Source organism: Enteroscipio rubneri, assembly GCF_002899715.1.
Classification (GTDB): domain Bacteria; phylum Actinomycetota; class Coriobacteriia; order Coriobacteriales; family Eggerthellaceae; genus Enteroscipio; species Enteroscipio rubneri.
The window spans coordinates 159,191-178,883 of record NZ_PPEK01000003.1; the positions used below are offsets into that span (position 1 = coordinate 159,191).

Annotated in this window: 18 protein-coding genes; 16 read left to right on the forward strand and 2 right to left on the reverse strand. The window is 63.1% G+C overall.

Annotation, left to right across the window (positions count from 1 at the left end; genetic code table 11):
* The first annotated feature begins 44 nt into the window (after nt 1–44).
* A complete protein-coding gene (locus tag C2L71_RS04645) occupies nt 45–2,030 on the forward strand; it encodes a ComEC/Rec2 family competence protein (protein WP_239926359.1) in 1,986 nt (661 codons plus the stop codon).
* Nucleotides 2,031–2,039: 9 nt separating this feature from the next.
* Nucleotides 2,040–3,023, forward strand: a complete 984-nt coding sequence (holA, locus tag C2L71_RS04650) for a DNA polymerase III subunit delta (RefSeq protein ID WP_103264599.1) — start codon at nt 2,040–2,042, stop codon at nt 3,021–3,023.
* Between the two features lie 179 nt (nt 3,024–3,202).
* On the opposite strand, the gene rpsT is transcribed toward holA, so the two are convergent.
* A complete protein-coding gene (gene rpsT, locus C2L71_RS12405) occupies nt 3,203–3,712 on the reverse strand; it encodes a 30S ribosomal protein S20 (protein ID WP_103264600.1) in 510 nt (169 codons plus the stop codon).
* A gap of 652 nt (nt 3,713–4,364) precedes the next feature.
* Between rpsT and lepA the strand changes: the two genes are divergently transcribed.
* The 13 genes from lepA (at nt 4,365) to era (ending at nt 16,490) form a co-directional block, all read left to right on the forward strand.
* The gene (lepA, locus tag C2L71_RS04660) at nt 4,365–6,167 is read left to right on the forward strand and encodes a translation elongation factor 4 (RefSeq protein ID WP_103264601.1); all 1,803 of its coding nucleotides are present in this window, start codon (nt 4,365–4,367) and stop codon (nt 6,165–6,167) included.
* Complete coding sequence (locus C2L71_RS04665) at nt 6,167–6,355, forward strand: hypothetical protein (RefSeq protein ID WP_103264602.1); 189 nt, start codon at nt 6,167–6,169, stop codon at nt 6,353–6,355. The genes lepA and C2L71_RS04665 overlap by 1 nt, the downstream gene beginning before the upstream one ends.
* Before the next feature lie 22 nt (nt 6,356–6,377).
* Nucleotides 6,378–6,638 carry a hypothetical protein gene (locus C2L71_RS04670; protein ID WP_103264603.1) on the forward strand — a complete coding sequence of 87 codons (261 nt, stop codon included), beginning with the start codon at nt 6,378–6,380 and terminating at the stop codon, nt 6,636–6,638.
* The gene (gene dusB / locus C2L71_RS04675; protein ID WP_103264604.1) at nt 6,629–7,615 is read left to right on the forward strand and encodes a tRNA dihydrouridine synthase DusB; all 987 of its coding nucleotides are present in this window, start codon (nt 6,629–6,631) and stop codon (nt 7,613–7,615) included. Before C2L71_RS04670 ends, dusB begins: the two co-directional genes overlap by 10 nt.
* A gap of 215 nt (nt 7,616–7,830) precedes the next feature.
* Nucleotides 7,831–8,940, forward strand: coding sequence for a radical SAM family heme chaperone HemW (gene hemW, locus C2L71_RS04680; protein ID WP_103264605.1), 1,110 nt, complete (start codon nt 7,831–7,833; stop codon nt 8,938–8,940).
* 223 nt (nt 8,941–9,163) lie between these two features.
* On the forward strand, nt 9,164–10,174 hold the full coding sequence (gene hrcA / locus C2L71_RS04685) for a heat-inducible transcriptional repressor HrcA (RefSeq protein WP_187143264.1): 1,011 nt from the start codon (nt 9,164–9,166) through the stop codon (nt 10,172–10,174).
* Nucleotides 10,175–10,240: 66 nt separating this feature from the next.
* Nucleotides 10,241–11,377: a molecular chaperone DnaJ gene (gene dnaJ, locus C2L71_RS04690; RefSeq protein WP_103264607.1), complete on the forward strand. Its 1,137-nt coding sequence runs from the start codon at nt 10,241–10,243 to the stop codon at nt 11,375–11,377.
* 9 nt (nt 11,378–11,386) lie between these two features.
* A complete protein-coding gene (locus C2L71_RS04695) occupies nt 11,387–12,298 on the forward strand; it encodes an RsmE family RNA methyltransferase (protein ID WP_103264608.1) in 912 nt (303 codons plus the stop codon).
* Nucleotides 12,298–13,593 carry a MiaB/RimO family radical SAM methylthiotransferase gene (locus C2L71_RS04700; RefSeq protein WP_103264609.1) on the forward strand — a complete coding sequence of 432 codons (1,296 nt, stop codon included), beginning with the start codon at nt 12,298–12,300 and terminating at the stop codon, nt 13,591–13,593. The genes C2L71_RS04695 and C2L71_RS04700 overlap by 1 nt, the downstream gene beginning before the upstream one ends.
* Nucleotides 13,594–13,634: 41 nt before the next feature.
* Nucleotides 13,635–14,591, forward strand: coding sequence for a PhoH family protein (locus C2L71_RS04705; protein ID WP_103264672.1), 957 nt, complete (start codon nt 13,635–13,637; stop codon nt 14,589–14,591).
* A 5-nt stretch (nt 14,592–14,596) separates the two neighbouring features.
* Nucleotides 14,597–15,058, forward strand: a complete 462-nt coding sequence (gene ybeY / locus C2L71_RS04710) for an rRNA maturation RNase YbeY (RefSeq protein WP_103264610.1) — start codon at nt 14,597–14,599, stop codon at nt 15,056–15,058.
* Between the two features lie 21 nt (nt 15,059–15,079).
* Complete coding sequence (locus tag C2L71_RS04715; protein WP_103264611.1) at nt 15,080–15,565, forward strand: diacylglycerol kinase family protein; 486 nt, start codon at nt 15,080–15,082, stop codon at nt 15,563–15,565.
* Between the two features lie 13 nt (nt 15,566–15,578).
* Entirely contained in the window at nt 15,579–16,490 is a 912-nt protein-coding gene (era, locus tag C2L71_RS04720; protein ID WP_103264612.1) for a GTPase Era, read from the forward strand.
* Nucleotides 16,491–16,638: 148 nt separating this feature from the next.
* On the opposite strand, the gene C2L71_RS04725 is transcribed toward era, so the two are convergent.
* Complete coding sequence (locus tag C2L71_RS04725; protein ID WP_204600456.1) at nt 16,639–17,811, reverse strand: CapA family protein; 1,173 nt, start codon at nt 17,809–17,811, stop codon at nt 16,639–16,641.
* Between the two features lie 285 nt (nt 17,812–18,096).
* On the opposite strand from C2L71_RS04725, the gene C2L71_RS04730 reads away from it, so the two are divergent.
* Entirely contained in the window at nt 18,097–19,692 is a 1,596-nt protein-coding gene (locus C2L71_RS04730; RefSeq protein WP_103264614.1) for a PASTA domain-containing protein, read from the forward strand.
* Nucleotide 19,693 lies beyond the last annotated feature (1 nt).

Here is a 19,693-nt window from a genome sequence, read left to right on the forward strand (position 1 = left end):
CGAGTCGCGTCCGATTCGAAGCGCTTGCTGACGGCTCGCGAAGCATGTACGGATCGTCCGTTCTCGCCCGGACAGAGCTACCCTCCGGTGTGCATGCTATCGTGCTCGTCAGAATCTCCGAGGATGATATTGTGCGCTATGGCGAGGTGTTTGAGGCGGACGCTTCGCTTGCGGTTCCGTCGGGATCCTCGGCCGCATACTGTTGGAGACAGGGAGCCGTCGCCACCGCCCGGGCGAGCGACATCTCCCTTGTCGAGCGTCACGATCTTCTTGGGACGCTTGTGGGGCTTCGTAACAGGGTGATCGACGCGTTGGCCGATCTCGACGCAGGAGATGGTTCCGCCGTCCTTGCGGCGCTCGTGTGCGGGTGGCGCATTCCACTTGAAGAAGGGGAGGTTTACGAAGCTTTCAAAGTCACAGGGCTCGCGCACCTGGTTGCGGTATCCGGAGCGCACTTGTCCATTGTTTCGGCCTTTATCGCAGGCGCCCTGCGCCTTATGAGGGTGCCTCGCGTTCCGGCTATGGTCGTGCAGGCGATACTGCTGCTCTCCTATCTCGTTCTTGCTGCGGCGCCTCCCTCGGCCGTGCGCGCAGCGGTGATGGCTTTCGCAGGCATGCTATCATTCGCGGTTCGACGCAGACCGGCGTCGCTCGGCGCGCTTTCGGCGTGTATGCTGGGCTTCGTCGCTTTGGAGCCGACTGCTGCATTGTCCGTCTCTTTCGCGCTTTCTGCTCTCTCGACGCTCGGCATCGTGGTGTTTTCGGGGTTGTGCTCATCGTGGATAGCGGACCTTGTCCCCGTGCTTCCTCGCATAGTGCGCGAGGCGCTCGCGCTTACCGCTGCGTCGAGCATTACGGCTGCGCCTTTTTCCGCTTCGCTGTTTTCGATGCTGCCACTCGTCGCTCCGCTCGCTAACGTGGTCGCCGCGCCCCTGTTTCCACTTGTCTGCGCAGGTGGTCTGGTCGCTGCGATGGGATCGCTCATAGCACCCGCGGCGTCGGCTCCGTTGTTGGGGGTCGCGTCGACCGGTGCCGCCGTCCTGACGGGAATCGTGCACTTTCTTGCGAATCTTCCCCATGCAAGCGCGCCCGTCGAGCTTCCGCTTCTGTTCGCGCTCGGGGCTACCGCCGTGCTCGTCGCAGTCCTCTGGACGGCCTGGCCGCGCCCGCGTCCTGCCGTTGCTGGGGCTGTGTTCGGCACGACGCTCTGCATCGTCGTGTTCGCCATAGCGCTCGTCCCGCGCATGGCAGGAGACGAGATTATCATGCTCGATGTCGGCCAGGGAGATGCATTCGTTGTGCGCAGCAATGGAGCGCACGTGCTCGTCGACACCGGTAACCAAGAAGGACTTTTACGCGAAGCGCTGGCGCGTCATGGCGTTCTCAGCCTCGATGCAGTCGTCGTCACGCACGGAGACGACGATCATATGGGAGCGCTCGCCTCCTTGAACGGCGTGGTGGAAGTAGGGTGCGTACTGTTGGCCGACGACGCCTTGTCCTGCCCATGCAATGCGTGCGCGCGCCTCCGCAAGGCAGCGTGCGACCTTGTGGGAGACGGAGGCGTCAAGGGACTCGGGGTGGGGGATCATGTAGTCGTCGGGGCTTTCGATCTGTCCGTTGTATGGCCCGAGGAGTTCACGGACGAGGGCGGCAATGCCGATAGTCTCTGCCTGCTCGCCGAGGCCGATGCTGACGGCGACGGATCGGGCGATTGGACGGCGCTGTTCGTGGGCGATGCCGAACGCGATCAGCTGGCGCAGCTCGTTGAAAGCGGCCGCGTCGGCAAAGTCGACCTGTACAAAGTGGGGCATCACGGTTCCAAGAACGCTCTCGACAACCGGTTGGCCGATGCGCTCTCGCCAAGCATCGCGCTTGTGAGCGCGGGGGAAGGAAACCGCTACGGGCATCCCGCCCCCGAAACCGTTGCACTGCTTGAGGACACAGGGGCGCTCGTCATGCGCACCGATATCTCGGGGGATGTTTCATGCAGAATAGAGGCCGATCGGATAGCGGTTGAGACGCTGCGCTAGAATGGGGGCATGGCTATGAATTCCAAACAGGACGCACTGCTGCCCGTCTACCTTGTTGTAGGCGAAGACGCGCTCAAGCGCGATACCGTGATGCGGCGTCTGCGCGCGCGCCTTTCATCTCTGGGAGATCTTTCGTTCAATTCGGATGAGTTTTCCGGCGATATCGCGCTTGGTTCCGATATTGTGGCCGCATGCAACACGGTGCCGTTCGCAAGCCCGGTCAGGCTCGTCGAGGTTCGCGCAACCGACAAGCTGAAAAAGGCCGATGCGGAGGAGATCGTCTCCTACCTCGACGCTCCGAGCGACACAACGGTGTTGGCGCTTGTAGCGGAGAAGCTGCCGAAAAACACCCGCCTGTACAAGGCGGTCGCCAAACATGGCGCATCCGCTGTTATCGACTGCGCTCCGGTCAAACACTACCAACTGCCGAAGATGGTGCGCTCGATGGCTGTCGGGCACGGCGTGACGCTCACCGAAGGTGCCGCTGCGAAGTTGGTCGAGCTGGTGGGGGAGGATACCGTCCGTCTTGACGGTGAGGTGGGAAAGATTGCGCTAGCTCATCGGGGCGCAGATGCGGTTAACGAACATGAGGTTGTCGCTTTGGTAAGCCGCACGGCCGAAGTGAAACCTTGGGAATTCGTCGACGCCTTCTCCGCGCGCGATGCGCGCAAGTGCCTGTTGTATATGGGACGCATGCGCTCCGAGTCTTCGTACGCTCTCCTTGCCCGGTGCACGACGCGCCTGCGCGAACTCGTCTGCGTTCGCTCGCTTATCGATCGCGGCGATCAGCGCGGCGTGGCCGCTGCCCTCAAAAGACCTGACTGGCAGGTAAAAAATCATGTTGCTTGGGCGCAGGGGTTCACTGTCGAAGAGTTGCGTTGCGCGCTTGTGTCCGCGCGCGACACCGAGCGGGCCATGAAGAGTGGCTCCGATGCGCAGACCGCCTTCCTCGAGTGGATGCTCGCCGTTGTCGCGCACCGCGATTCGGTATAGAAGCGCCGCTGCTTGCCCGCAGCTCGCTGTTCGGTTGTCGAGTAAGAGGAAACCGTCGAACCCGCTGGATGAGGACGGCGTGATTTCACAAGCGCGCCCGGTACGCGAAAAGGCCCCTTGCGGGGCCTTTTCGCTCTTGATATGCGGAAGGATCGCGGGGCGATCTCCGTTCGAAAAAACTATTCGGCTGCTTCCTCGGCTCCTTCGGCCTCCGCAGCGGCCTCGGCCTTGGCGGCTTCCTCGGCTTCCTTTGCCTTCCGCTTCTGGGCGGCGGTCTCTTCCTTGAGCTGCTTCTCGCGGCGCTTCGCCTTCTCCTTTGAAGCGGCTTCCATTTCCGCCTTGCGAGCAGCCTTGCGTTCGGCCTTCTTGGAGCCGGTCTTCTGCTCCTTCTTGGCCGGTTTCACATAGGCTGCGCGGTCGGCGTCGGTGGCTACGCTGTTGGCAAGAGCCATGATGCCGCTCTTGCGATTCGCGGCCTGGTTCTTATGGATGACGCCTTTGCTTGCAGCCTTGTCCATGAGGCGGCAGGCTGCAAGTGCGGCGGCGTAGGCCTCGGCACCGTTGCCAGCAGCCACGGCATCCTTAACGCGACGGGTGGCAGTTTTAAGCTCCGACTTCACCGCGCGGTTGCGCATGCGAGCCTTCTCGTTGGTGATGATGCGCTTCTTCTGGCTCTTGATGTTCGCCATAGGTGTTCTTTCCTCCAATGAATCACAAACCTGACTTTGCGAAGCCTTCGGGCTCCTCGCGCATCCGGCGCTCATGCTGCCGCGGGCGTCCGATAGCTCGCGCATGCGATCCAAGAGGATCGGCCTCGTACAATAGAGGCGCTATATGCACGCGGAACAGGCGGGATTTCTCTGCTCCTTCGACCTATCGGTCACCCAGCGATCACGAATCGTAAAGCGCAGCCACGTCTGCCGAATCGGCGATGAAGGTTCATCGCGCGCACGTACCGCTGGATACACAATGAGATAGAATACCAAAGGATCGGCACGTTTGCACGACGAATCGCAAAAACACCCATTTTGATCCGCCTCGGGAGGGAAGGCCCCCAGGAAGCGCAGGCTCTCAGTGAAGGCTTGCACGAGGATCGAAGGGGCGTGTCGGCCCGCCTCGATACGCCTGAGGCACGTTCGAGAGAGGCGGGGGACGTCCCTTGCAGCATCCCTATCGATCCCAAGGTTCTGTGGTCAAATGTAAGCCGCTCCGCTGAGTTGCCGGCTTCCGTGGGTTTTCGGCGAGCGCCGCGTTCAGGCGCGGTGCTCGCTGGTAGAATAAGTGCGTTTTCCCCGCAGCGCCAGCATGTCGCATGGCGCTGCACGACGTGAAAGACAGGATATGACCGACCCGAATCTCATCCGCAACTTCTCCATCATCGCGCACATCGACCACGGCAAGTCCACGCTCTCGGACCGCATCTTGGAGCTCACGGGTACCGTGGCCCACCGCGACATGCAGGCGCAGCTGCTCGACAGCATGGACATCGAGCGCGAGCGCGGCATCACCATCAAAAGCCAGGCGGTGCGCGTGGACTACACGGCCGACGACGGTCAGACCTACCAGTTCAACCTCATCGACACGCCGGGCCACGTGGACTTCACCTACGAGGTCTCGCGCTCGCTCGCCGCATGCGAGGGCGCCGTACTCGTGGTGGACGCCACGCAGGGCGTCGAGGCGCAGACGGTGGCCAACGCCATGATGGCCATGAACGCGAACCTCGAGATCATCCCGCTCATCAACAAGATCGACCTGCCTGCCGCCGATCCCGACCGCGTGCGCAGCGAGATCGAGGAGGGCCTCGCCATCCCCGCCGACGACGCCGTGCTCGCCTCCGGCAAGACCGGCGCGGGCGTGCACGATCTGCTGGAGGCCGTGGTATACAACATCCCCGCGCCCACCGGCGACCCCGATGGGCCGCTGCGCGCGCTCATTTTCGACTCGTACTTTGACCCCTACCGCGGCGTGGTGGCGCTCATCCGCGTGGTGGATGGCTCGCTCAAGAAGGGTGACCGCGTGCTCATGATGGCCACGGGCACCGAGGTGCTCGTGGAGGAGGTGGGCGCGCGCCGCCCTGCCGAGACGGCTATGCCGCAGCTCTCGGTGGGCGAGGTGGGATACCTGGTCACAGGGCTTAAAGACGTACGCCAGGTGAAGGTGGGCGACACGATCACCGCCACCGCACGCGGCGTGTCGGAGCCGCTGCCGGGCTACCGCGAGGCCAAGCCGATGGTGTTCACGGGCCTGTTTCCCATCGACGGCGACCAGTACGAGCCGCTCAAGGAGGCGCTCGAGAAGCTGTCGCTCAACGATCCTGCGCTGGTTTGGGAGCCGGAGAAGTCGCACGCACTCGGCTTTGGCTTTCGTGTGGGCTTTCTGGGGCTGCTCCACATGGAGGTCATCAAGGAGCGCCTCGAGCGCGAGTTCGGCCTGGACCTGTTGGCCACCGCGCCGTCCGTGGAGTACCACGTGTACCGGGCCGGCGGCGAGATGATCAGCCTGCACTCGCCGCAGGAAATGCCCGACCCCGGCGAGATTGAGCGCATCGAGGAGCCCTACCTCAAGGCGAAGATCCTCATCCCGCCCGACTACGTGGGCGCGGTCATGGAGCTCACCACCGCGCGGCGCGGCACGTTCGTCACCATGAACTACCTCTCGCCCACCACGGTGGAGATGATCTGGGAGATACCGCTGTCGGAGCTCATCATGGATTACTTCGACAAGTTGAAGTCCAACACGAAGGGCTACGCCAGCCTCGACTACGACTTCGACGGGTACAAGCCGAGCAAGCTCGTGAAACTGGACATCCTCCTGTCCGGTAAGCCGGTGGACGCGCTGTCGTTCATCATCCACAAGGACAAAGCATACGACCGAGGGCGCATGCTCACCGAGAAGCTGCGCGGCATCATCCCGCGCCAGATGTTCGAGGTGCCCATCCAGGCCGCCATCGGCGGGCGCGTGCTGGCTCGCGAGACGGTGAAGGCGAAGCGCAAGGACGTGCTGGCGAAGTGCTACGGGGGCGACATCAGCCGCAAACGTAAGCTGCTCGAGAAGCAGAAGGCCGGCAAGAAGCGCATGAAGAACATCGGCAGCGTGGAGGTGCCGCAGGAGGCGTTCATGGCGATTCTGAAGGTGGACGACTGATGAGCAAGAAAGACGATTTCGATTGGTTGGACGACCCGTTTGACGAGAAGAAGGCCGCACGGCAACCTGAAGGCATGAGCGGCCGCGCAAAGGCGGCGGTGGGCTGCGGGTGCCTCGTCGCCGTCGTGGGCTTCGTGCTGCTCGTGATCATCTCGTTGGTGAATATGGCCGACATCTTGGCGGGTTAGGATGTCGACGAAGGAGAAGCACATGTCGATCGACCCCATCATCGAACTCATGCTCGAACTGCGTTCCGCCTGCTCTTTCAAGGACGCACCCATCGCGCGCGAAGACCTTGAAGCCATCGCGGCCTGCGGGCGGCGGACTCCTTCTACGTACGGCCGTCGAGAAAGGACGTTCGACGCGTTCGACGCGCCGGCGCGCGGCGAGGAGCACGATGCGTGCGCGCTGGGACGCGCAGTCGCCCCTGGCAGAATCAGCGATCACGTAAGACTCGCGGCATGGGCGTAGACGGCATGTTCGATTACTTCCGGCAGCATAGGATCTTGCTGGCGCCCATGGCGGGCGTGAGCGACGAGGCGTTCCGCGCCCTCTGCCGCGAGCAGGGGGCCGACCTCGCCTTCACCGAGATGGTGTCGGCGAAGGGGCTCTCCTACGCCAACGAGAAGACGCACCATCTGCTGCGCCTCGCGCCCGGCGAGGACCAGGTGGCCGTGCAGCTGTTCGGCCATGAGCCGGACACCATGGCCGAACAGGCCGCGTGGATCGAGCAGGAGATGGGGGAGAGCCTCGCCTACCTCGACGTCAACATGGGCTGCCCCGCGCGCAAGATCGTGTCGAAGGGCGACGGCTCGGCGCTCATGAAGGATCCGGCCCTCGCCGCCGCCATCGTGCGCGCCGTGAGGGCGGCGGTGAGCTGCCCGGTGTCGGTGAAGTTCCGCCGCGGGTGGGCGATGGGCGAAGAGACGGCTCCCGAGTTTGCGCGCCGCATGGAGAACGCGGGAGCGTGCGCCGTGGCCGTGCACGGGCGCTTCGCCGAGCAGCTTTACCGGGGCAGCGCCGATTGGGGCGCGATCGCGCGCGTGAAAGAGGCCGTGGCCGTGCCCGTCGTCGGCAACGGCGACGTGCGCTCGGGCGCGGATGCGGTGGCGATGGTCGAGCGCACCGGCTGCGACGCCGTGATGATCGCGCGCGGCGCCGAAGGCAATCCCTGGGTGTTCGCGCAGGCCAAGGCGGCGCTCGCGGGCGAACCCGAACCGCCGGCGCCAAACGCGGGGGAGCGCGTCGCCATGGCGCGTCGCCACGCGCGGCTGCTTTCAGAGCGGGAGGGCAAGAACATCGTGCGCATGCGCAAGCATGCCATGTGGTACCTGGCCGGGCTCCCGGGAGCCTCGGCGGCGCGGGCGAAGATCAACGCGTGCGTGTCGGTGGAGGATTTCGACGCCGTGTTCGACGAGCTCTTGGCTTATGGGGGGTCGTCCGCATGATCTGCTGCTGGAGGGCATGCCGTGCTCAGACAGTCCTCACTTCGCTGCGGAACTGCGCGCGGCACGCCCGCCGACCCCGCCTCACGCTGCTCTTCCGCCATCCTGAGCGAGCGGAGCGAGTCGAAGGATCCGTCTAAAAACAATCGCACTGTTCTCCCGGCGGGAGGAGGCTCCTGGAAGCCTTCGGCTGGGGGGAGGGGGAGGAGACTTGCGTTATGCCCCATGATCCGTACAAGGCTTTGTACCTGCATCTGCCGTTTTGCGTGAAGAGGTGCGCTTACTGCGATTTCGCGACGGCTGCCGTGCCGGCGGACTCGCCGGAGATCGACGCGTACGTCGAGGACCTGTGCCTCCAGATCCGCCGCAAGGCGAAGGAGGGGGAGCTCAGCGCGATCGAGACGGTGTATCTTGGCGGGGGCACGCCCTCGCATGCAGGGCTCTCGCGGTTGTCGATGCTCTTGTACACGCTGTCGCTCTCGATGCGCCTCGAACCCGATGTGGAATGCACGATGGAGGCGAATCCGGAGAGCCTCACCGAGCGCATGGTGCGCGACATTTGGGCGCTCGGAGTGAACCGTCTGTCCATCGGCGTGCAGAGCTTCGACGACGAAGTGCTGCGCATCCTTGGGCGGGCGCACGACGCGGACGCAGCTCGACGCGCCGTCGAGGCCGCTCGAACGCGCTTCGAGAACGTGAGCGTGGACCTCATATGCGGCATTCCCGGACAGTCAACGGAAAGCTTCGAAGCGAGCGTACAGGAGGCCGCGCATCTCGGCGTCTCGCACGTGAGCGTGTACCCGCTTACCATCGAGCCGCACACGCCGTTCGACGCTGCGGTGCTCTCGAACGAGCTGGAGGAGCCTGACGACGACGTGGAGGCCGCGCACATGGAAGCGGCCGCACGCGTGCTCACCGAGGCGGGATTCGCACGCTACGAGGTTGCAAGCTACGCGCAGCCCGGCTTCGCCTGCCGTCACAATATCGCATACTGGACAGGAGTGCCGTACTTAGGGCTTGGCCGCTCGGCCGCAACGATGACGCAGAACGCGGAGCGGCGCATGCGCATGCAGGACGGGCGTGCAACCGACGATCTCGATGCGCGCCAGATGGCCGCCGAGGATCTCATGCTAGGCATGCGCATGTCGCAAGGTGTTTCCGACGCGCAGGTGAAGCAAGCCGAAGCACTCGGCCTCGCAGCGGACGAGGCGTTCACCGAACTTTCCGAGCAGAGCCTCGTAGTTCATGAAAATGGCCGCTGGCGCCCCACCGAGCGCGGATGGCTCTGCGGAAACGAGCTTTACGGCCGCTTGTTCGACTTGGCGTAGAAAGTAGCGCAAGGCGGGGAGGCGGTTCGGAGCAGCGGGCAGCGGGGAACTGTCGAGTTTCTCCACATTTCAGCGCTTTCGTTAGCACTCTCCCGCCTCGGCTGCTAGAATGATGCGTCGGCATCGTCGAGGAGAGGACGGCCTGCCGCACGTCGCCGCCGCGCAGCATGCGCGCCAGCGACGCTCGGGGCAGGATTCGGAGGAGAGAGGAAGGTGGAGAAGCGTGCTATCGGACAGGCGGCAGCGGGTGCTTGCGGCCCTTATCGAAGAATACGTTGCACGCGCTCTACCCGTGGGTTCGCGTACGCTCACCGAGCGCTATCAACTGGGGGTGAGCCCCGCCACTGTGCGCAACGAGCTCTCCGTGCTCGAGGACGAGGGCTATATCGCTCAGCCGCATACCTCGGCCGGCCGTATCCCGACCGATCACGGCTACCGAGCCTTCGTCGACAACCTTCTTGAGACCGATATGGGGAATGACGACGTCCGCTATGCGGAAGTCGTCGACGAGCTGCGCCGCAGCGCGAGCGAGCTCGACTCTCTTTTGGGTCGGACATCGACGGCCCTTACGCGCCTCACAGACTGCCTTTCGATCGTTCTCGCTCCTTCGGTGCTGAATCTGCATATCAAGCAGCTCTCGCTCGTGTCGCTCAATCCTCACCGAGCTCTCGTGGTGCTCGTCACCGAAGACGGCCAGGTGTTCAACCGTCAGATGGAGTTCGCCGAAGAGGTGGCCGCCGAGGATCTCGCGCAGGTTCAGCGTTTCCTGGGCGATGTGTTCACCGGCAAGACGCTGCACGAGATCGAGGACGGCCTCGGCGCGGGGATGGTGGAGGCGTTTCGCGACCCTCTCGTCCGCATGGCGCTCGACGAAGTGCTGTCCTGCCTCCAGGAAAGCTCATCGTCGCGGGCGCGACGGCTCGGGGTGTGCTCGCTTCTCACGAAGCCCGAGTTCAGCCAGTCCCAAGCTCTGCTGCCGGTCATGCAAGTGCTCGAGGACGATACCGTGCTGCTGCACATTCTCGACGACGCGGCTGCCGGCGGGGCGGGGCCCACGGTTCGCATCGGTCGGGAGAACGAAGCGGAGGAGCTGGCGGGCGTGTCTGTGGTCGCCAACCACTACGGCCGGGGCGAATCGGCGGGCATCGTAGCCGTCATCGGACCCACGCGCATGGATTATTCCAAAGTGATCAGGGCGGTTCGCATTGCAAGTTCCGCCTTGGAGGACGTGTAAAAACAATGGAGAGCGACAGGGGGCGAAGCACGTTGCCTTGTCGACGAGGAAAGGTAAGACACGCAGATGGCCAAGGATCTGTACGAAGTTCTCGGCGTTTCCCGAGATGCGACCGAAGACGAGATAAAAAAGGCGTTCCGTCGCAGAGCTCGAGAGCTGCATCCCGACGTGAATAAAGCTGCCGATGCTGAGGATCAGTTCAAGGAGCTGAATGAGGCCTACGACGTGCTTTCGGACCCGCAGAAGCGCAGCGCTTACGACCGTTTCGGCACGATTCCCGGAGCAGCGGGCGGCGGCAGCCCCTACGGCGGCGGTTACGTGGACTTCGAGGATCTGTTCGGCGGCGGCTTCGGCATGGGCGACATCTTCAGCTCGTTTTTCGGCGGGCAGGCTACCGGGCGCACGCCTATGCGCAAGGAAGGTCGTGACATGGGCGTGGGCTTGCGCTTGACGCTTGAAGAAGTCGCGGCCGGCGCCAAGAAGGAGATCGTCTACGATCGTCTGGCCCCGTGTCCCGACTGCGAGGGCTCGGGTCTGGGTCCTGACGGTCGCGAGATCACCTGTCCCGACTGCCGCGGCCAAGGCCGCGTGGTTACCGTCCAGCATACATTCCTCGGCGACATGCAGACCTCCGCCACGTGCAAGACCTGCGGCGGCACGGGGCATACGATCGAGAACCCCTGCCCTGAATGCGAGGGCCAAGGCCGCGTTCCTGACAGGCAGCGGGTGACGGTGGAGGTGCCGGTAGGCATCCGCGACTCGCAGCAGCTGCGTCTTTCCGGATTCGGAGAGGCGGGCATGCACGGTGCGCGCCCAGGCGACCTCATTGTAACCTGCCGCATCCAGCCCCACGAGTTCTTCGAGCGCGACGGCGACAACTTGCATGCACGCGCGAACGTCTCCATTGTGCAAGCAGCACTCGGCGCCGAAATCGAACTCGACGGCATTTTCGAGGACGAGAAAGTGCTCGTCCGCATTCCCGAGGGATGCCAGAACGAGCAGGTCGTGCGCGTGAAGGGCTACGGCATGCCGAAGTTCCGCAGCGAATCGCGCGGAGACATGTTCGTGCACGTGAACGTCGTGGTGCCCAAGAAGGTGACGAAGCGTCAGCGCGAGTTGCTGGAGCAGTTGGCCGAGGAGCTGGGCGAGGACGTGGCCAAGGAGCGGACGCCGTTTCAGAAGCTGCGCGACGCGTTCAACTAGCAGGTAGCGATGTCCCTGCAGCATTTTTACCTTGAAGATCAGGTACTAGGTGAAGAGGTCGGCGAAGTGTTCCCGCTGCGCCTCTCGATCGATGACGCGAAGCACGCCCGCGTGCTCCGGCTCGCATCAAAAGAGCATATCGCGGTAATCGATGCGGTTCAGGATTATTTCGAATGCGAGGTTGTCGCTTTCGATGACGCGCTCCCGCTCGTGCGCATTGCGCGACGCTTCGAAGCGGAGCCGGACGGCCCGACCGTCCTGCTCGTGCAGGGTCTTGCCAAGGGCGACAAAATGGAAACCGTGATCAGACATGCTACCGAGCTGGGCGTTGCAGGGTTCGTGCCTTACACGGCCGATCGATCCATCGTGAAGCTGGACAGAAAGAAGGCCGCGGCGAGAACCGAGCGTTGGCGCGCCGTAGCGAAGAGCGCCGCTATGCAGTCGGGGCAGCGTTCCGTTCCGGAGGTATGCAAGCCGGCGTTACTTGACGAGGTGTGCGGGATTCTCGCGAATGCTTCGGCCGTGCTCGTATGCTGGGAGGATGCCCCTTCGCATGCGAGCATCGACGAAGCCTTGGAACGCGCACTCGCGCGGTGCGGTGCTTCACCTGACGAGGCTCGCGTGGCGGTGGTCGTGGGCCCCGAGGGGGGCCTTGCGAAGCGCGAAGTGGACGCGATGCTTGCCTGCAATTCCCGAGCATCGCTCGTCACGCTCGGTCCGTCTATCCTGCGCACCGAAACGGCCGGCATCGTGGCTCCCGCGATCGTCCTGCATGAGCTCGCACGTTCGACGCGCAAGCTGGATGCCTGGGCAGGCCGGTCGAAACGCGCCGCAGGGCGCGACGTAGACGCATCCTTCGCGCAGGAGGCCGGACGCATCCCGCGGCCTGCTACGATCAGCCGGCCTTTAGAGGGGATCTGATGAACTTCGCTGTCGTCAACCTAGGGTGCAAGGTGAACCGTGTCGAGTCGGACGCGGCGGCTGCCGTGCTTCTCGCGCAGGGGGCCTCGCCTGCGCGCGAGGAGGACGCCGATCTAATCGTGGTGAATACGTGCACGGTCACTGGCGAGGCCGAAAAGAAGACGCGCAAGGCCGTCCGCCGCGCATTGCGCACGAACCCGACTGCGACTGTCGTCGTCACGGGTTGCGCCGCCGCCGTCGACGCAGCGTTCTACGAAAGTTTGGACGAGCGCGTAGAATGCGTGGCCAAGGCGGCGCTGTCCGCTCGTGTGAGAAAACTCGCCAACGACATGGGCGCTCGCTCTCCGCTCGTCGCGTCGCTGCCGGTGGGCGCGGGTTTCCGCTCGCGCGTCGGTGTGAAGGTGCAGGACGGCTGCGACAACGCGTGTACGTACTGCATCGTGCACGTTGCGCGCGGTCGCGCGACGAGCAGGCCTGCCGACGAAGTGACGGCCGAATGCGTCGCTCTCGCAGCGGCAGGCGTCAGAGAAATCGTGCTTACAGGCATCAACCTGGGATCGTATTGCGATGGCGCGAAGCGCGATGCGTCCGCGATGCGCTTGGCCGGCCTGCTGCGCCGCTTGCTCGGCGAGACGGAACGCCTGCGCGCACCGGGCGAGTTGCCGTGTCGCTTCCGTATTTCGAGTGTCGAACCTCGCGACGTGGATGATGCGCTTGTCGATCTTCTCGCCACCGCCGACGGCCGCATCTGCCGCCATCTGCATCTACCGCTCCAATCTGGCAGTTCGAAGGTGCTGCGCGAGATGGCACGCCCCTACGATGCGGATCAGTTCCGCGCGCTCGTCGAGCGCCTCCATGCCGCCGTGCCCGGGCTCGCGCTATCCACCGATATCATTGCGGGATTTCCAGGCGAGACCGACGTCGAGTTCCAGGAGACGCTCGATGTGGCGCGAGCCTGTCGTTTCGCGAAGATCCACGCCTTTCCCTACTCCCGGCGCGACGGCACACCCGCCGCCGAGCGCACAGACCAGGTACCGCCCGAGGTTAAGGCTGCGCGTGCTGCGGCCTTGCGCTCCCTCGGCGACGAGCTGCGCACGGCCGAGCGAATCCGTCGCGTCGGAACCGTCGAACTCGCTCTGGTCGAGGAGGCCGGCATCGCGATGACGGAAAGCTACTTCGAGGTCGCGGCTCCCACCGGAATTCCGGTGGGAGCGCTCACGAAGGTGACGATCGATGGCGCATCGCCCCCGTCAGAAGCCATGCGCGTTCGCTGTTTGCCCTTGTCGGTTCAGTGACAAGGGCGCACGGCAGGAGGGGGCATGGTACAATGCTGCCTATGACAGATCAGACGCAAATTACTTTGACCGCCCCGCAGAGTGTGAACATGGCGCTTGTCGTGGGTCCGGCAGACGAGCTGCTCCATCTCGTGCAAGATGCGTTCCAAGCGCGCATCACCGTCCGTGGGGACTCTATCGTGCTCGAGGGCGACCCCCTTGAAGTGCAATCGCTCACTGCATTGTTCAGCGATCTTATCAAGCTGGTCGAAGACGGCGGCGAGCCGAGCGTTGGCTACGTGCGCCGTACGATCGACCTGTTGCATACGGCCGAGTTCTCTCCTCAAGCATTGCGCGAGGACATCCTGCTCACGTACCGCGGTCGCGCTATCCGTCCGAAGACGGCGGGCCAGAAACGCTACGTCGACGCCATCCGCGAGAACACCATCACCTTCGGCATCGGGCCGGCGGGCACCGGCAAGACCTATCTTGCCATGGCTATGGCCGTGGCTGCGCTCAAACGCAAGGAGGTGGGGCGCATCATCCTCACGCGCCCGGTAGTGGAAGCGGGGGAGAGCCTGGGCTACCTGCCGGGGACCCTCACCGAGAAGGTGGATCCTTATATTCGGCCGCTCTATGACGCGCTGTTCGATATGACCGACATGGAACGCGCCCAGCAGCTCATCGAAGGCGGGGTCATCGAGATCGCTCCGCTCGCGTTTATGCGCGGACGCACGTTGAACGATAGCTTCATCATTCTCGATGAAGCGCAGAATACCACGCCTGAACAGATGAAGATGTTTCTCACGCGCCTCGGCTTTGGCTCGAAGATGGTCGTGACCGGCGACGTTACGCAACTCGACCTTCCAAAGGGCATTTCGGGCCTCAAGGGGGTTCGCAGCATTCTCGAAGGACTCGACGATATCGCATTCTGCGATTTCACCGGCAAGGACGTGGTGCGCCATTCGCTTGTAGCGGCCATCGTCGCCGCATACGACCAAGCGAGCAGAAAGGCTTGACGACAATGGATATCCAAATCAGCTACGACTACCGCAAAGAGGATCTTGAGAAGCTACCGCTCGAGGAGCTTACGCGGTTCGTGCTCGCACGCGAGGACAAACCCTTCAATACGGAGGTATCAATCAGCTTCGTCACCGACGAGGCCATCGCGGAGCTCAACGAGAAATACCGCGGCAAGACCGGCCCTACCGACGTGCTTTCCTTTGAATGCGACGGCGTGGACGACGACTTGTCCGCCATGACGCTGGCCGAGGACCCCATCTTCGAACTCGGCGACGTCGTGATCGCTCCCGATGTCGCCAGCCGGCAGACCCGCGAATTCGGCACCACGTTCGAAGAAGAAATCAGTTTGCTTCTCGTACACGGCCTTTTGCATCTCTGCGGCTACGACCATGTGGAGGACGACGAGGCGGAGGTCATGGAAAAGCGCGAGGCCGAGATTCTCGAAGCTTGGTCTAAGCGCTAGGTACGCGAGACGGGATTGGGGATGAACGCTTCAAACGCTGTGGGCGGAGAAAACCGTCCGGTCGGTGACCCCGAGGTCCGCGATGAGCCGGGTTTCGGCGAGGAAGGGTTCGTCCGAAACGAGGCGGACAAGGCATCACACTCAAGGTTTTCGCTGGTCAACGCTTTCGCCTGTGCGATAAGCGGGCTGTTATACGCCCTGAAGACCCAACGCAACATGAAAATCCACGTAGCTGCGGCCGTCTTGGCTGTGATCCTTGGCTTCGTCCTGGCCATCGACCCGCTCTCATGGGCTGCCGTCGCCGTGTGCATCGCACTCGTGCCGGCCGTCGAATGCGTCAACACGGCACTTGAATCCGTGGTGGATCTCGTATCTCCGGGTTATGCCGACCTTGCCAAACACGCGAAGGACTGCGCTGCCGGCGCCGTGCTCCTCTGCGCAATCGGCTCTCTGATCGTGGCTTGCGCCGTGTTCCTCCCGCCGGCGTTCGCTTTGTTCTGCCAATAACGAAAGGAATCCCTTGGAAGCTTCCGATCCCGATTTTCGTTCCGGATTCGTCACGCTTGTCGGCCGCCCGAACGCCGGCAAGTCGACGCTCGTGAACGCCATCATGGGCAAAAAGATCGCCATCACCTCCAATACCGTACAGACGACGAGGCATCGATTCCGCACGGTGCTCACGCGCGACGATTACCAGCTCATACTGGTGGACACGCCGGGTCTGCACAAGCCTCATGATGCCCTTGGAGAAGAGCTGAACACCTCCGCCTTGAAGGCGCTTGAGGATGTGGACGTGGCCGCCATGCTCGTGGATTCCTCGAAGCCGGTCGGCACGGGGGATGAATGGGTGGCAGCACAGCTTGCGCATGTGCGTGCCAAGAAAGTGCTCGTGCTGTCGAAGATCGACCTCGTGGACTCAGAGCGGCTGGCGGCGCAGCAAGAAGCGGCAACGAAACTCGCTCCATGGGACGCAGTCGTGGCCTTGTCGTCCGAGACGGGTGCGGGTGTTCGGGAGTTCGTCGACACGGTAGCCGGCATGCTGCCGCCAGGGCCGGCGTGGTTCCCGAAAGATATGGAGACTGACCAGCCTCTCGAAGTCGTCGTCGCCGAGTTCGTTCGCGAGAAGATCCTGCGCACTTTTCGCGACGAAGTGCCGCATGCCATCGGCGTACGCGTCGAGGAGTTGGAATACGTCAAAAAAAAGGATCTCACTCGTATCTATGCCATCGTGTACGTGGAGCGCGACAGCCAAAAAGGCATCATTATTGGCAAGAAAGGCGCCGCTATCAAGCAAATCGGCATCGAAGCGCGCGCCGACCTCGAACAACTACTCGGAACGCGCGTCTATTTGGATCTGTCGGTGAAAGTGAAGAAGAATTGGAGGCGCGACGCGAGTCAGATTCGCCGCTTCGGCTACGGCGAAGGCGCGTAATGGCCTGCGGCTATCCCGAAGCGGATGGTCGAGTGCTTTGCGGAAGAAGAGCTCTGAGGTTCTGAGGTTCTTTTCGATCCGCGTCCGAACGTATGCTCGCGCTGCAGGCGTGGATCTGCTGGACGTGAGGTGCCCCGGCCCGGATCGTCTAGTCTTGGAGCGCCGCCGAGCGTTCGGCAATGGCGGCGTTGCTTTCGCGTACCTTCGCTTCGATGCGCTCTTTCTCGGACCCTTCGGCCGGAGTGGGCTGGTAGTTATTGCGTTCGCTTGTCGAGGAGATGGAGCAGGCAATGATGTCCACAGCGTCGTCGTCCGCGACTTCATCACCGGCGACGGCGAACGTCTGCTGAAACATCAGGCAGTCCTTGTCGTCGGGGTCGCTGTTGCCTCCAAAGCAGAAGTTCCCCAGACTGTAGACAATGTAGCGCCCCTTGTATTTCTCATAGCCCTGGATGACGTGGGGATGCGAGCCTATCACAAGATGCGCGCCGGCATCGATGGCGCTGTGCGCAAGCTCGATCTGAACATCGTCTGGCACGTATTCCCGTTCGACCCCCCAGTGTGCATATACGGCTATGATCCGGGCACCCGCTTCTTGCGCTGCCCGGATGTTAGCCGTCATCTCGTCTTCGACATCGATTCCTAGAGCGAGTTCGTACGTGCCGATGAGGGCCACTTTTACGCCTTTCACGTCGAAGTAGGCGATGCGCTCGTAGCCAAACGTCGAAATGCCGGCACCCTCGAGCGTCGCGATCGTGTCGGCGTAGCTTTGCTCGCCGTAGTCTTTCGAATGGTTGTTCGCCATGGACGCTGCCTCGACATCGCCCTGAACGAGCACCTGAGCGTATTCCGCATCCCCTTTGAAAGCGAACGTCTTGTCCTGACGATCAGAGGATTCGGTCAAAGTCCCCTCCATGTTCACGATGGAGAGATCGTCGGCGGCGAAGATGCCCGCCACATTGGAGAAAAACCACGAAGGATCGTCCACGCTGTCGTAGCGCGCGTTGAAACTCGTGCTCCGATCGAAGCTTTCATCGGTGCCGAGCGTGCAATCGCCCGCGAATGTGAGGGTGATTGCAGTCGGATCCGAAGACGCCGTCTCGCCTCCGGTGTTATCCGCCGGTGCTTGCGCAGGCGCGCTCGAAAAAGCGCCTGCAGCGAAGACGACGAGAACGACGACGACCGCGATCAGGGCAACGCCGGCAACGACCCAGGTCGGATGCAAACCGCGGCGCTGGATGGATGCGCCCCCCAGAACGGCCGGCGTCGTCGATGCGCCCCTGCGCGACGGCTGCGAGCCGACGCGGCGCGCAGCGCGCACGGAAGGTCGCTTTATCGGTTTGGATCGCTCGTTTCTCATGCGATCAGAATACACCATGGCGAAGGCAAACAGAACTGGGCAGGAATCGCCGGCTGCTCGCGCTCTCGGACGGCTTTACTAGCTTCTTGAGCGTTCGCCGCAGCGCGATCGGCGAGCGCCCGGGAAGTTCTGCAAGTATTGTCATGAACCGGGGAAACGAGGGGTTGCCCGGCGTCGTGCGACCGGTTTTCAGCTACAATCTTCGCATACCGCCGTTTCGAAGGAGCTTCGAGGGAGTATGAGAGCATGATCTGTCCGAACTGCCAATCCGATAACCGGGACAGTGCAAAATTCTGCAATGAGTGCGGGTTTCCGCTCTCTGGCAAGATCGCCGAAGTGGCGGCTGCGACTTCAGTCTCGGCCGCGCGCACAGATGCGCTGGAGCCTGAAAGCGACATCCGGGGCGCGGCGCAGAGCGACTCGGATGCGCCGCCGAAGCCCTCTTCCGCATTGGACGAGGCCGGCGGCGCATCCGAAGCCGAGGCGCGTTCCGCATCGCTCGATGCGCTCGAAGGGGACTTCGAGCCGGTCCCAGACGAAGATTCGCGGCCGTCTGCGAACGTCCGCCCGAACTCGTCGGGTCCTATTGATCCAGCGCAGCTCCCCGCCATCAATGTCGCCGGCATTAACGTCGACGAGAATGGCAACGCCTTCGACTTTTCCGACATCGAGGAGGAGGACGACCGGGAGGCGACCATCGACGAACATGCAGCGGCCTCCCAGGCGACGCGCGCCTTCGAACGACCCTCCTCGACTGACGCCTCACACTGTTCTGAAGACGAGGAACGGCTTGTGGATTCCGACTACGTGGCGCCTCGGGCTTCATGGCTCTCGGGCGATACGATGGAGATGCCGCGCATCGACGGGGGGGAGGCGCCGCAGCAGAAGGAGTATCGTGCCCCTGACCCCCGCAAGAAAAAGAACGGCAAGAAGAACGCGATCGTCATCATCTTGGCCGTACTGCTCGCGCTTGCGGCAGGTGCGGCGGGCATCACGTACTATCTTGAGCTGTGGGGCGGCAAGATGCTGCCCGACGTTGTGGGAAGAACCCAAGCCGACGCGACCTATCTGCTTGAGGAAAAGGGCTTCTCGGTGCGGGCTACGCAGGTGAAGTCCGATGAAACCGAGGGCGTTGTGCTGCTGATGGATCCGAGCGCCGGTGCTCGGCAGGAAGAGGGCACCGAAGTCGTGATTCACGTCTCGGCAGCCCGCTTGGTGCCGTCTGTTGTGGGCATGCAGCGCGACGAAGCCGCCGCGCTGTTCGAGCAGGAAGGATTCGACAACATCGAGTTCGTCACGCAGAAGTCTGACGAGCATGCGGGAACGGTGCTGGCCGTCTCACCCGAGCCTGAGACAAAGGGCAAAGCCGCGACTCCCATCACGATAACCGTCTCTGTTCCTTTCACGGTACCTGATGTCGTCGGTATGAAGTGGGACGAGGCAAAGGCGGCGCTCGAGGCGGAAGGATACGTGGCCGACGCAGCCTACGTCTACGACGACAGCGTGGAGGAAGGGACGGCCGTGGCCGTGGATCCCGGCGCCGGATCCGAGCTAGCTTCCGGTTCGACGGTGACCGTGTCGTTGGCGAAGTCGCGCGGCTCGGAACTCGAAAGCGCTGCGCGGAGCTACCTCGAGGGCGTCGGCACGGTTACTATCGACGGTGTTGCCTACGAGATCGAATCGGTGGACGGCGTCTCCTATGAAGGCAACGAGACCACTGCCTTCGCCATCACCGGACGCGCGGTCACAACGCTCGATGGCGAGACGGTGTACGGATCCTCGAAGCGGAAAACAGGCACGATTGTATGGAATGGCGACAACGAGATCGTCAGCTTAGGCTAGG

What these genes read in the sequence shown, in the direction of transcription:
- C2L71_RS04645 (WP_239926359.1), top strand. Translation starts at nt 45, where the DNA reads ATGTACGGATCGTCCGTTCTCGCCCGGACAGAGCTACCCTCCGGTGTG.
- holA (WP_103264599.1), top strand. Translation starts at nt 2,040, where the DNA reads ATGGCTATGAATTCCAAACAGGACGCACTGCTGCCCGTCTACCTTGTT.
- rpsT (WP_103264600.1), bottom strand. Translation starts at nt 3,712, where the DNA reads ATGGCGAACATCAAGAGCCAGAAGAAGCGCATCATCACCAACGAGAAG.
- lepA (WP_103264601.1), top strand. Translation starts at nt 4,365, where the DNA reads ATGACCGACCCGAATCTCATCCGCAACTTCTCCATCATCGCGCACATC.
- C2L71_RS04665 (WP_103264602.1), top strand. Translation starts at nt 6,167, where the DNA reads ATGAGCAAGAAAGACGATTTCGATTGGTTGGACGACCCGTTTGACGAG.
- C2L71_RS04670 (WP_103264603.1), top strand. Translation starts at nt 6,378, where the DNA reads ATGTCGATCGACCCCATCATCGAACTCATGCTCGAACTGCGTTCCGCC.
- dusB (WP_103264604.1), top strand. Translation starts at nt 6,629, where the DNA reads ATGGGCGTAGACGGCATGTTCGATTACTTCCGGCAGCATAGGATCTTG.
- hemW (WP_103264605.1), top strand. Translation starts at nt 7,831, where the DNA reads ATGCCCCATGATCCGTACAAGGCTTTGTACCTGCATCTGCCGTTTTGC.
- dnaJ (WP_103264607.1), top strand. Translation starts at nt 10,241, where the DNA reads ATGGCCAAGGATCTGTACGAAGTTCTCGGCGTTTCCCGAGATGCGACC.
- C2L71_RS04695 (WP_103264608.1), top strand. Translation starts at nt 11,387, where the DNA reads ATGTCCCTGCAGCATTTTTACCTTGAAGATCAGGTACTAGGTGAAGAG.
- C2L71_RS04700 (WP_103264609.1), top strand. Translation starts at nt 12,298, where the DNA reads ATGAACTTCGCTGTCGTCAACCTAGGGTGCAAGGTGAACCGTGTCGAG.
- C2L71_RS04705 (WP_103264672.1), top strand. Translation starts at nt 13,635, where the DNA reads ATGACAGATCAGACGCAAATTACTTTGACCGCCCCGCAGAGTGTGAAC.
- ybeY (WP_103264610.1), top strand. Translation starts at nt 14,597, where the DNA reads ATGGATATCCAAATCAGCTACGACTACCGCAAAGAGGATCTTGAGAAG.
- C2L71_RS04715 (WP_103264611.1), top strand. Translation starts at nt 15,080, where the DNA reads ATGAACGCTTCAAACGCTGTGGGCGGAGAAAACCGTCCGGTCGGTGAC.
- C2L71_RS04730 (WP_103264614.1), top strand. Translation starts at nt 18,097, where the DNA reads ATGATCTGTCCGAACTGCCAATCCGATAACCGGGACAGTGCAAAATTC.